The organism is Hymenobacter lucidus, from assembly GCF_020447265.1.
GTDB classification, from domain to species: Bacteria; Bacteroidota; Bacteroidia; order Cytophagales; family Hymenobacteraceae; genus Hymenobacter; species Hymenobacter lucidus.
In genome coordinates, this window is record NZ_JAJADR010000002.1 from 908,548 (window position 1) to 920,436 (window position 11,889).

12 protein-coding genes are annotated in these 11,889 nt (G+C 58.9%); 5 read left to right on the forward strand and 7 right to left on the reverse strand.

Annotation, left to right across the window (positions count from 1 at the left end):
• Nucleotides 1-4: 4 nt before the first annotated feature.
• The 4 genes from LGH74_RS10690 to LGH74_RS10705 form a co-directional block, all read right to left on the reverse strand.
• On the reverse strand, nt 5-553 hold the full coding sequence (locus tag LGH74_RS10690; protein ID WP_431357444.1) for a flavoprotein: 549 nt from the start codon (nt 551-553) through the stop codon (nt 5-7).
• Nucleotides 554-562: 9 nt separating this feature from the next.
• On the reverse strand, nt 563-907 hold the full coding sequence (locus LGH74_RS10695; protein WP_226175529.1) for a DNA-directed RNA polymerase subunit omega: 345 nt from the start codon (nt 905-907) through the stop codon (nt 563-565).
• A 128-nt stretch (nt 908-1,035) separates the two neighbouring features.
• Nucleotides 1,036-1,860, reverse strand: a complete 825-nt coding sequence (locus LGH74_RS10700; protein WP_226175536.1) for an outer membrane protein assembly factor BamD — start codon at nt 1,858-1,860, stop codon at nt 1,036-1,038.
• A 56-nt stretch (nt 1,861-1,916) separates the two neighbouring features.
• Entirely contained in the window at nt 1,917-3,662 is a 1,746-nt protein-coding gene (locus LGH74_RS10705) for an OstA-like protein (protein WP_226175538.1), read from the reverse strand.
• 86 nt (nt 3,663-3,748) lie between these two features.
• On the opposite strand from LGH74_RS10705, the gene tilS reads away from it, so the two are divergent.
• From tilS to LGH74_RS10730, 5 genes are all read left to right on the forward strand, one after another.
• Entirely contained in the window at nt 3,749-5,077 is a 1,329-nt protein-coding gene (gene tilS / locus LGH74_RS10710) for a tRNA lysidine(34) synthetase TilS (RefSeq protein WP_226175540.1), read from the forward strand.
• A gap of 36 nt (nt 5,078-5,113) precedes the next feature.
• Nucleotides 5,114-5,587 (forward strand): hypothetical protein, encoded by a 474-nt coding sequence (locus tag LGH74_RS10715; RefSeq protein ID WP_226175542.1) that lies wholly within the window; start codon nt 5,114-5,116, stop codon nt 5,585-5,587.
• Nucleotides 5,588-5,700: 113 nt separating this feature from the next.
• A complete protein-coding gene (gene mdh / locus LGH74_RS10720; RefSeq protein ID WP_226175543.1) occupies nt 5,701-6,642 on the forward strand; it encodes a malate dehydrogenase in 942 nt (313 codons plus the stop codon).
• Between the two features lie 105 nt (nt 6,643-6,747).
• Nucleotides 6,748-7,380 (forward strand): macro domain-containing protein, encoded by a 633-nt coding sequence (locus LGH74_RS10725; protein ID WP_226175544.1) that lies wholly within the window; start codon nt 6,748-6,750, stop codon nt 7,378-7,380.
• A 2-nt stretch (nt 7,381-7,382) separates the two neighbouring features.
• Nucleotides 7,383-8,084, forward strand: a complete 702-nt coding sequence (locus LGH74_RS10730) for a DNA alkylation repair protein (protein WP_226175546.1) — start codon at nt 7,383-7,385, stop codon at nt 8,082-8,084.
• A 139-nt stretch (nt 8,085-8,223) separates the two neighbouring features.
• Here LGH74_RS10730 and LGH74_RS10735 read toward each other — a convergent pair whose 3' ends face one another.
• The 3 genes from LGH74_RS10735 to mutL are packed head-to-tail and all read right to left on the reverse strand — an operon-like array spanning nt 8,224 to nt 11,888.
• Entirely contained in the window at nt 8,224-9,114 is an 891-nt protein-coding gene (locus LGH74_RS10735) for a rhomboid family intramembrane serine protease (protein ID WP_226175547.1), read from the reverse strand.
• A gap of 13 nt (nt 9,115-9,127) precedes the next feature.
• The gene (locus tag LGH74_RS10740) at nt 9,128-9,913 is read right to left on the reverse strand and encodes a rhomboid family intramembrane serine protease (protein WP_226175548.1); all 786 of its coding nucleotides are present in this window, start codon (nt 9,911-9,913) and stop codon (nt 9,128-9,130) included.
• Nucleotides 9,914-9,935: 22 nt separating this feature from the next.
• Nucleotides 9,936-11,888 (reverse strand): DNA mismatch repair endonuclease MutL, encoded by a 1,953-nt coding sequence (gene mutL, locus LGH74_RS10745; RefSeq protein ID WP_226175551.1) that lies wholly within the window; start codon nt 11,886-11,888, stop codon nt 9,936-9,938.
• Between the last annotated feature and the right edge of the window lies 1 nt (nt 11,889).

The following is an 11,889-nucleotide window of genomic DNA, read 5'->3' on the forward strand; positions in this document are numbered from 1 at the left end:
CTCACTACCCAAAGAACCGCTCTAACTCCGCCACAATATCCTCGGGCTCCAGCATGCGGCCGGGACCCGATAGGCCGCTGGCCAGCTCCCCCACCGGCGACTCCAGCACGTGGTTGCCGAAGCTACGCAGCCGCTCGAAGTTGTGGGTCACGGCCGGGTGCACGTACATATCCAGGTCCATGGCCGGGGCAAAGAACACGGGGCAACGGGCCGATAAGTACACGGCTGCCAGCAGGTTGGGGCAGTGGCCGTTGGCCAGCTGGGCTACCGTATTGGCGCTGGCCGGGGCAATCAGTAGCGCGTCGGCCCAAAGGCCCAGCTCTACGTGGTTGTGCCATTCGCCGGCCGCTTCGTTGCGCAGAAAGCTGGTCAGGACGGGCTTTTTGGAGAGCGTGCCCAGCGTGAGGGGCGTAACAAAGGCCGAGGCCGAGGCCGTCAGAATGACTTGCACCTCGGCCCCGGCCTTGATCAGCAGACGCACCAGAATGGCAGATTTGTACGCGGCAATGCTGCCGCATACTCCCAGCACAATCTTGCGGCCTTGTAGCGGCATCGCAGCTAGTTATTCGGCAGCCCGAACGATGGGCGCTTCCTCTTCAGCCGGCGTGCGGAACGTTACTTTGCCTTCCATAAATTCCTCAATGGCGAGGATGGTAGGCTTGGGCAGACGCTCGTAGTGTTTGGAAATTTCGATCTGCTCGCGGTTTTCGAATACTTCCTCCAGGTTATCAACTGTGGTAGCAAACTCGGACAGCTTGCCGTTCAGCTCCTCCTTCAGCTTTATCGAAATCTGATTGGCACGCTTCGAGATGATGGCAATCGACTCGTACACGTTGCCGGTTTCGTGGGTGAAGTCCGACATGTTGCGGGTCACGATGGAAGCAGAGACGTTGTTCGGAGTTTTCATATGATGAAGGGTATTTAATGTGCTGATGTGGAGAATGTGCTCATGTGCTAACGGATGGGTAGGCTGAATGGGACTAATGTACTCAACAATAGTGGCGTTACTCGCGCCAGCTGTATTCAGCACATTAGTTACTTTGCCGCTGTATCAGTGGGCTTGATCTTGGCAATTTCCTCGCGGGACGTGGTGTACATCGTCTCCGCCGCTTTCAGGTTCCGGCTCTGCGGATAGTTGTCAATGAAGAACTGGTAGAACGAGAGTACTTCCAGATACCGTTCCCGCTGCTTTTCCGGTACGCTTTCCTTGGCCAGATCGTACTGGGCGTTCAGCTTGAGGAAAGCCGCTTCCTCATTATACGCCGAAGAAGGGTACTGCTGCTGAAACGAGTTGAAGGCCGTAACGGCCGACTGGTAGTAGCGAATGTTGTAGTAGAGCTTGGCACTCTGGAACGCCTTATTCTCCAGCTTCTTCTGCAACTCCTGCGACATATTCTCGGCTTCGGGCCGGAACTGGCTGGTTGGGTACCGGTTCAGGAAATCCTGGATAGACTCAAGGGCCGAGTAGGTGTTGGTCTGGTCGAGCTCAAACTCCGGAGAGTCGCGGAACAAGGATTTGGAATGCAGAAACGTGGCTTCCTCGGCGTAGGTCGAGTTGGGGTACGTGTCGGCAAACGACTTGAAGTAGTAGGCACTCAGCACGTAGTTGCGCTGGCGGTAGTTGGTATTGGCGAAGTAAAACTGGGCCTTCTCGGCCTCGGGGCGGCCTTTCAACAGCGGAATCAGGTCTTCGAGCAGGGTGCCGGCTTTGAAGAAGTCGCCCTTGTCGTAGTACTGCACGGCGGCCTCGTACTTCTTATTGACGTCGCCGCTCTTGAGCAGCTTTTGGTAGCCGGTGCACGAGCCAAGCAGCAACGTACTCACTAACAGAATAAAGAAGGCGGGGCGGAAAGACTGCATAAGGGGGACAAAGGTAACAGATTGCAAAGCCGAATCAAAGGTAGAGTCCTGGGGCGCTATTTGGCAGCCTGTGGGGCCGGCACTTTGGGCTTAGGAGCAGCGGCTGGTGGCGTTTTTGCTTTAATCGGCGCGGTTTTGGGCTTGGCCGCTGGGGTAGCCTTGGCTTTTCCAGCTTTGGCTTTGACGGCCGTTTTAGGTTTGGCTTTCGCCTTGGGCTTGGGCTTGGCTTTTGCCGGCAGGGCGAAGTGCTTGCCTAACACCAGGCGGCGGGTAGGCCGTTCCGTGGCGCGCCAGGTAAAGCCCTTGAGCTTCTGGTCCTCGGGTTTCAGCTCGTGGGGCGGAATAAAGCTGGCGTCGGGGTTGGTGAGAAAGGATATCGTTTGGAGCTTGTTGTCGGCGAAGCGCAGAGCCATGTTGGCACTCACAGCCTTGTTGAGGCCCGTCACGGCCGTATCAGCTTCAAGAGCATAGTAGAGGCTCTCGGCGTTGCCAAGCACGTCCACTTTTTTTATTTTGTTGTCCACGAAGTAGGCCACCATGTTGCGGCCCTTCACCTGGTTGTAGTTCAGAATCGTGTCTTGGCCAATGATAAACGAGTTGGCATACAGGCGCATCTGGTCCACTTTGCCCTTGCGCTGCCGGATTTCCATGCTGTCGGCCGTCAGCTGGTTTTTGTCCGACCACAGCACCGGCCGCTTGTTGAGGTAGATGATGGAATCCTGCCGGTCGTAGGTCAGCGAATCGCAGCGGCCCTGTAGGTCCTTGCGGAAGATCTTCACTTTCGGGTACGCATACAGCACACCGGCCACGTTTTTGGGCGGCCGGCCTTCCACGCTCACCAGCGTATCGGCGGCCAGGTAGAGCGTGTCGCCGTCGGAAATATTGCGCATCACCGGGCTGCTGCCGTACACTTTGGTGCGGCCCAGGCCCCGCCAGTACTTGCCCACGTCACCGCGCAGCACGATGTTGTCTTTCTTGGAGGTCATCGAGACGTGGCCGGTAGCTACGCCGTACTGCCGGGCTTCGTCATACACCAGCTTATCCCCGCCGAGCAGGTAGTTGGGCGTTTCGATTTTGGCGTTGCGCTGGAAATTGGAAACCTTCGTGCGGGTGTTATAGGTGCCGTTTTCGGCGTAGAGGTTGCCCTGCTTGCCCGTAATGCGCGTGGGGCCGAAAAAGTAGGCAATCTTCGACACCGTATTATACTGCAGCGTATCGGTGTCGATGTTGTTTTCCTTGGTCACCAGCTTCACGTTGCGCTTGAAGCTGAACACTTTCGAGGTCGTATTATAGTAGCCGTACTGGCTGTCGAGCGTGTTTTCGGGGTCGACGAGGTGGCCGCCGGTGCTGTAGTAGGCCAAGTTGCGGCTCAGGTCATAGTCGAGCACGGTGGTCGTGAGCGTCATGCGCGGGTCGCGCATCACCACGTTGCCGGTCATGCGGGCCTTGCGGGTGTCGCCGTCGTAGGTGGCCCGGTCGCCGGTGATGGTGATGGTATCGTTCTGGATGATGCGCACGTTGCTGAAGGCTTCCAGCGCGTTTTTCTCCAGGTACTGGTAGGCCGAGTCGCAATACAGCAGCGTGGTGCCCTGCTTGAAGCTCACGTTGCCGATCAGCTTGCGGATTTCGACGCCGTTGAACGTGCCGCCAATCAGCTTCTCGGTGCCGGGCAGCAGCTCGATGCGCTGGCCAGGCTGCTGCGCGGGTGGAGTGGCCGGCCGGGGCCGGGGGCGCTGCTGCGCGTGGCTGAACAGCGGCAGGGCGGCCAGAAAAAACAGAAAAAGAAGCTTTACAAAACGCATTTCAGGGCAAAGGTACGGAAGGCCCGCTGGTAACGCCCATCTTTGCAGCGTAGTGCCCACCGTTGCCTTCCCGAATCAGTTTTTATATGCTTGAGCGTGTCCGTCAGTTTATTGCAGAACAGCAGCTTTTCTCCCCCGCCACCGACTATATCCTGGTAGCCGTCAGCGGCGGCATGGACTCGGTGGTATTGGCCGATGTGCTGCATCACCTGGAAATCAAGTTCGCCATTGCTCACTGCCACTTCGGCCTGCGCGGCGAGGAAGCCGATGCCGACGAGGAATTTGTGCGCAAGCTGGCTAAAAAGTACGAAGTGCCCTACTTCGCCGAGTTCTTCCAAACCAAAGAGTTTGCCGCCCAGGAAGGAATTTCGACCCAGATGGCGGCCCGTACGCTGCGCTACGCCTGGTTTGAGCGGATTCGCCAGACCCAGCAGCTCGACTATATTGCCACGGCCCACCACCAGCGCGACGCGGCCGAAACCATGCTGCTCAACCTGACGCACGGCACCGGCTTGGCCGGTTTGCACGGCATCAAGGCCAAAAACGGCTTCATCATCCGGCCACTGCTGGGCCTGGGCAAGGAGGATCTGTACGATTACTTGGTCGAAAACCGGCTGATCTGGCGCGAGGATGCCTCCAACGACAGCACGCTCTACCAGCGTAACCGCCTGCGCCACGACGTGCTACCGGTGTTGCGCGACATCAACCCCAACCTCGACCAGACCCTGCAGATAACCGCCGAGCGGGTGGGCGGAGCCGAGGAAATCGTGAGCCGCTACGTGGAAGACACCCAGGCCCAGGCCCGCCGCGACGAAGCCGACGTAACCTACCTGAACATCCCGACGCTGCAACGCACAGCCGCTACCACGCTGGTGCTGCACGAGCTGCTCAAGCCGTTTGGCTTCTCGTATCTGGTGGTGAAAGACATTGTGGCGGCCTTCGGGGCCGAGTCGGGCCGGCGGTTTGAGTCGCCGACGCACCTGCTGGTGAAAGACCGGGAACAGCTGGTTATCAAGCCCAAGCGCCTCACCCAGTTTGGCACCTACCAGCTGCAGGCCGGCCAGACCGAGCTGAAAGCCGAAGGCCTCAACCTGCGCGCCGAGCTGAGCGAAAACACCGGCCAGGAAATTCCGCGCAGCAAATCGGTGGCTGCCCTGGATGCCGATAAGCTGAATTTCCCGCTCACGGTGCGGCGCTGGCAGGAAGGCGACTGGTTTATGCCCATCGGCATGAAAGGTAAGAAGCTGCTCTCCGACTTTCTGATTGACCAGAAAGTGCCGCTGAACCTGAAGGACGACGTGCGCGTGCTGGTCACGGCCGACCAGAAGATAGCCTGGATTATCGGTTTCCGGCCCGACGACCGGTTTAAAATCACCGAAGAAACCCAGCGCGTGCTCACGGTGCGCCGTATGTAGTGCAGCCTGCTACGTGCCTCTAAAATCCTGACTGTTATGAAACTATATATAGCAGCCCTGTTGGCCCTAAGTGGCTGTATTATAGAAGACCCATGCGAGGAAATACCTAGCGCCGACAACGTGATGCTCAAGCTGCAACTGCTATCAGCCAGCGGCGAGCCATTCTTTTTTCGCCGTAACGGCTACGTTCGGGATTCGGCTCGGATAGTTGATGAGCAAGGGCTGCGCATAGATATCCCGATTCCTCAAGCTAGCCTAACGAACGACGCCCCCATTTCCTGCTATCTGCTGGAGAGGGGCAAAGAGCCCGTGCTGCATACACTCATTACTCGCCAGTATATGGTGTATTTCAAGAAAGCTGATCAGGACACCCTGCGGGTGCAATACCAGCTTTCCAAGAGTGACTGCAACACTCTGGACGTTGACGTGCTACAGGTCTTTTACAACAATAACCTGGTATACAACAACCCTTTAGAGACTAGCGCAGAGATACTCGTAACAAAGCCTTAGGCACGCTCCCAACTGCGCGCCGGTATCGTTCCCGTAACTTGTTCTAGGCCGCTACGGCTTTTCGCTTACTTTTACAGCCGCGAACAAAATTCTCAAAACCCAACCCATTACCGATGAAAGTTACCGTAGTTGGGGCTGGCAACGTAGGCGCTACTTGCGCCGACGTTTTGGCCACCCGCGAAATCGCCAACGAAGTTGTTCTGGTTGACATTAAAGAAGGCTTCGCCGAAGGCAAGGCCTTGGATATCTGGCAGAAAGCCCCCATTATCGGCTACGACACTCGCACGGTAGGTGTTACTGGCGACTACAGCCGCACTGCTGATTCGGACGTGGTGGTTATCACCTCGGGCCTGCCTCGCAAACCCGGCATGACCCGTGACGACCTGATTTCGACCAACGCCGGCATCGTGAAATCGGTAACCGAGCAGGTAGTGAAATACTCGCCCAACGCTATTATCATCATCGTGAGCAACCCGCTCGACGTGATGACCTACCAGGCTCACCTCACCTCGGGCCTGCCCCGCACCAAGGTGTTTGGCATGGCCGGCATTCTGGACACAGCCCGCTACCGCGCGTTCCTGGCCGAGGCCCTCAATGTAAGCCCCAAAGACATCCAGGCGGTGCTGATGGGCGGCCACGGCGACACGATGGTGCCCCTGCCCCGCTACACCACCGTGGGCGGCATCCCGGTGACCGAGCTGATCGGCAAGGCTGAGCTCGACGCCATTGTGCAGCGCACGGCCCAGGGCGGCGGTGAGCTGGTGAAGCTCATGGGAACTTCGGCCTGGTATGCGCCCGGCGCCGCCGCGGCTCAGATGGTGGAAGCCATACTGCGCGACCAGCGCCGCGTATTCCCCGTCTGCATCAAGCTCGAAGGCGAGTACGGCATCGATGGCGTATACCTGGGTGCTCCGGTTATTCTGGGCAAAAACGGTATCGAGAAAGTTATTGAGCTCCAGCTCAACGACGAAGAAAAAGCCCTGCTCGAAACCTCGCGCGGCCACGTGAAAGAAGTAATGGACGCCCTGGACAACATGAGCAAGGCCAGCGCCTAGCGTATTCCAGCATCCGTAAGAAAGGCCGCTCTGCACTGCAGGGCGGCCTTTTTTTCTGTCGTCAATTGAGCTGCCAGTCAGTATCTTGCCGGTGAAAACCAATCTATGCACGTAAAACTCATTGACACCAACCCCGAAGTAACCGACGCCTGGGCCCTCGTTTTTGCCGACGTTCCGCAGGTCACCGTTATCCACGGCTCCATTTTCGACCACCCCGCCGACGCCATCGTCAGCCCCGCCAACAGCTTCGGCTACATGAACGGCGGTATCGACTTCGCCATTTCCAAGCATCTGGGCTGGCACCTGGAGAAAAATCTGCAGCACCTCATTCGTACCAAGTACTACGGCGAGCTGCTGGTGGGCCAGGCCGAAATCATCGAAACCGGCAGCCCGTTGTTTCCCTTCCTGATTGCCGCGCCCACCATGCGCACGCCCATGACCATCACGCGGGGCCCGAATGTGTACCAGAGCATGAAAGCCGTGCTGCAGCTGCTCCAATACGGCCACATGAGTACCGGAGAGCCGGTTCGGCAGCAGGTGAGCAGCATTGCCATTCCGGGGCTGGGTACGGGCGTGGGGCAGGTTCGGCCGCTGGTGTGCGCCCGACAGATGCGCCTGGCGTGGGAAGACGTGCTGCACGAAAGATTTGCGACGGAAGCCGGCTGGGAGCAGATGTGCGCCAACTATGCCTACTTCTACACCCACAACCGGCCCGATATCAAGTACGACATCTACTAGCCATGCCTACTGCCGCCGCCGTTCAAGCCGCCATTGCCGCGCTGGCCCAACCTGGGCGAGCTGCGCTGGTAGCCCGCTTTTTCAAGACCGGGCCGGGCGAGTACGGCGAGGGTGACCAGTTCCTAGGCCTCACGCTGCCCCAGCAGCGGCTGGTAGCCAAAGAGTTTCGGGAGTTGCCGCTGGCGGAAGTAGAAAAGCTGCTAGCCAGTCCCTGGCACGAGCACCGGCAGACTGGCCTGATTATCTGGACGCTGCAGTTTGCCAAAGCCGGGCCCGCCGGACGACAGGCCATTCACGAAGCGTATCTGCACCACCGCAGCCGCGTCAACAATTGGAACCTGGTCGATATTACTTGTCCGCTACTGGTGGGCACGTATCTACTGGATAAAAACCGGGCGCTACTCTACGAACTGGCCGCCGAGCCTAATCTTTGGAGTCAGCGTATGAGCATTGTTTCCACGCTGGCCTTCATTCGCAAGGGGCAGTTTCAGGACACTTTTGCGGTGGCCGAGCAGCTTCTCTCCCACCCCCACGACCTGATTCACAAGGCCACCGGCTGGATGCTGCGCGAAGTGGGCAAGCGTAACGAGGAGGCACTGGAAGAATTCCTGACTGACCATCACGGGCAGCTGCCCCGCACGGCCCTGCGCTATGCCATCGAAAAGCTCACGCCGGCGCAGCGGCAGCGGCACATGCAGAAATAGCACCTGTTTAAACAGCAAAAAGAACGTCATTCCGAGCTTGCCGAGGAATCTCGCGTGGCGTCGTTGAACTAGCAACTCAACATCAGCACGCGGGATTCCTCGGCAAGCTCGGAATGACGTTCTTTTAATTTCGCAGACTCTACTTCTGGCTGGCTTTGAAGAGCTTCTGCTTTTCGTCTTTCGACAGGCTTTCGTAGCCGGAGCGGGAAATCTTGTCCAGAATCAGATCGATTTCTTCCTGCTCGGGGCGGGCCAGCGTGCCTTTCTTGGCGGCCGGCGCTTCGGCGGCACGGCTGCGGTGCGTTACGCTCATGCGTGGCCGACCCGATACAATATTGGCCACAAAGTCGCCGACGGCCTGCACGGGGCGGCCTAAGTCGCGGCCGGCCTGCAGCTGCTTGATGAAGACAAAACCCAGGAGAGCCCCACCGATGTGGGCCAACTCGCCGCCGGGGTTGCCACCGTTAATACCCGCAATAGATACCAGCACCACCACGGCCGCAATGTATTTAATCTTCACCGGTCCAATCAGAATCAGGCTGAATGTGTAGTCGGGCAGCAGCGTGGCGGCCGCCACGATGATGGCCGTAACAGCCGCCGAAGCTCCCACGATGGGAATGCCCAGCCGGGCCTGAAAAACGGGCAGCAGATTGAAGCTCAGCAGGAAAAACACGGCCCCCACCAGAGCACCCAGAATATAGAGGCTCACCAGCTTGCGGTTGCCCAAGTACTCCCGAATCAGCATGCCAAACCAGTAGAGGTTCAACAGGTTGAAGATGATGTGCAGGAAGCCTTCGTGGGTAAAGGCATAGGTAAGAACGGTCCAGGGGTGGCGCAGCAGGCTGGGCAAATCGGAGGGCATGGCCAGCTGGCGCATCACCACATTGTAGGCCGTGCTGGCCCCACCGATGTAAAGAATGGCCCGCAGCACGATCAGGACGGCAAACACGAGCACGTTAATCAGCAGCAGCTGATTAAGGGCATTGTCGCGCCGGCTAAAGGCAGTGCGGATATCGTTGACAATACTCATGGTGGGCAGGAGGCTAGTAGAACCGGGAGCGGCCCCGCTCCCAGAATTTTAACACAATAAACCCAATCAACAATCCCCCCAGGTGCGCGAAATGCGCCACATTGTCGCCCGGGGTGCGGTGCACGCCGTTGTAGAGCTCATATAACGCGTAAAGACCGACAAAGTATTTCGCCTTGATGGGAAAGGGGAAAAAGAGCAACATCAGCTCGGTGTTCGGAAACAGGTAGGCGAAGGCAAATAACAGCCCGAACAGCGCCCCGGAAGCGCCCAGCATCGGCGAGTTCAGACTGGTCGAGTACATATCCCCCATCGACGCCAGGGTGCCCTGCACCAGCTGCGGGTCGTTGGGGGTGGCGTGCAGCTGCCGCACTACCGGCTCGTAGGCTTTCTTGTAGTCGGGTAGGCTGTGCTCCACAAAGTCCTGGAGGTTGATAGCTGTAGGCTGCTGCCGGAACAACTCGATATCCTGCTGCATCCGGTTCAGCTCGTAGTACCGCACGCCCGAGTAGAGCACCCCGGCCCCGATGCCGCAAATCATCCAAAACGTGAGAAAACGATTGCCGCCCCAGCGCTGCTCCAGCAGCGGCCCGAAGGAAATCAGGCCGAACATATTGGCCAGAATGTGCCCCCAGCCCCCGTGCAGAAACATGTAGGTAACGAACTGCCAGGGCTTGAAGAACGTGGAGCCAACGGGAAACAACGCCAGCATATTGGTTTCGTTCGGAAGCTGGGTTTGCAGCAGAAACATCCCAATATTGATGAATAGCAGGACGCGGACCGTCGGGGTGAGGTTGAACATGCAGGAAAATTCAGGGCGAAAATCAGGCTTTACGGAAAAGGTCCTGCAGCTGACTAAGCTCCATCAGAACCAGGGTACGGCGGCCGTCGGGGGTGTAGCCCGGCACCGCGCAGGCAAAGAGCCGGTCGACCAGCGCCGTCATCTCCACGTCGGATAACCGGGCATTGTCGCTATTGGTTGCCAGCCGCCGGGCCAGGGCCCGCACCAGTTGCTCGCGCCGGTCGAGGCGCACGGGGCCGGCATTGGTCCGGAACTGCTCGATGAGGCCTTCGAGCAACTCCCGCTCGTCGCGGTTGGCCACGTCGGCCGGAATGCCTTCCACGGCAATGGTGTTAGGTCCAAACTCGTTGAACCGGAAGCCGATATCGTGCAGCGGGCCCGACACCTCGCGCAGAATGGCAAAATCCTGGGGCGTAAAGGTAACCGTGCGCGGAAACAGCAGCGTCTGGGAGCTGCCACTCTGCCGCTCCAGGGCCTGGGCATACTGCTCGTAGAAAATCCGCTCCCGCGCCGCCGCCTGGTCAATGAGCATCATGCCCGATTTTACGGGTACCACCAGATACTGCTGGTTGATCTGAACCACGCGGTTGCCCGGCCCGCTGGCCTGCTCACGCAACGGCAGCTCGGGCGCAGCTTCCTTGGCCGGCACCGGATTTTCGACGACTAGCGGCGAACTGACTTTCTCGAACTTTTCAATTGTTTCGGCGTCGCCGGCCGGCAAATCGGGCACGATGGTTTGGCCCAGAGACTTGTAGAAAGCCTCCAGCTCGCGCTTGGCCTGCTCGGTGGGGCGCTGGGGCAATTGCCGCTCACTGCCCGCGCCCTTGCTGCCCTCCCGCGGGGCCGGAGCCGCCGCCCGCGCCGCGGCCGAAGCCAGCGCGTCGGGCCGGTAGTCGTCACCGAAGGGGTTGGCGTGGGGCGAGGCCCGCAGGGGCTGAATGGGCGCAAAGTTCACGTCACCCTCAAAGTCGAGCGAGGGGGCCATGTTGTGAATCCCTAACGACTGCTTCACGGCGGCCCGCACAATGGCATACACGGTTTTCTCGTCCTCGAACTTGATTTCCGTCTTCGTGGGGTGCACGTTGATGTCGATGGCCTTGGGGTCGAGCTCCAGAAACAGCACGTAAAACGGGTGCGTGTCTTTGGGCAAGAGGCCTTCGTAGGCGGCCAGCACGGCGTGGTTGAGGTAGGCCGAGCGAATGAAGCGGTTGTTGACGAAGAAAAACTGGTCACCCCGGCTTTTCTTGGCCGACTCGGGCTTGCCGATGTAGCCTTTTACCGAAATAAAGGGCGTTACTTCCTCGCAGGCCGCCAACTGCTCCTTGTAGCCATTGCCCAGCAAGGCCACGATGCGCTGGCTGAGCCGACCGGCCGGCAGGTTGAACACTTCCAGATCATTCTGGTAGAGCGAAAAGGCAATCTGGGGGTTCGACAGCGCCACGTGCTGGAACTCGTCCAGAATGTGGCGCATTTCCACCGCGTTGGTCTTTAGAAAGTTGCGCCGGGCCGGCACGTTATAGAACAGGTTCTTGACGGCAATGCTGGTACCGTCGGGGCAGGCTACGGGCTGCTGGCTCATCACCTGCGAGCCTTCGATGAGCAGCAGCGTGCCGGTTTCCTGGTCGCGCTGCTTGGTGCGCAGCTCGACCTGGGCCACGGCTGCAATAGAAGCCAGGGCCTCGCCGCGGAAGCCCAGGGTCCGGATTTTAAATAAATCTTCGGTGGTGCGAATCTTGCTGGTGGCGTGCCGCTCCAGGCTCATGCGGGCATCGGTGGGGCTCATGCCCGCACCGTTGTCTACGACCTGCACGAGCTGCTTGCCGGCCTCTTTCACAATAAGCTGCACCTGGGTAGCCTTGGCGTCAACGGCATTTTCGAGTAGCTCTTTCACTACCGACGCCGGACGCTGGACCACCTCCCCTGCCGCAATCTGGTTGGCAAGGTATTCGGGGAGCAACTGAATTACATCCGCCATC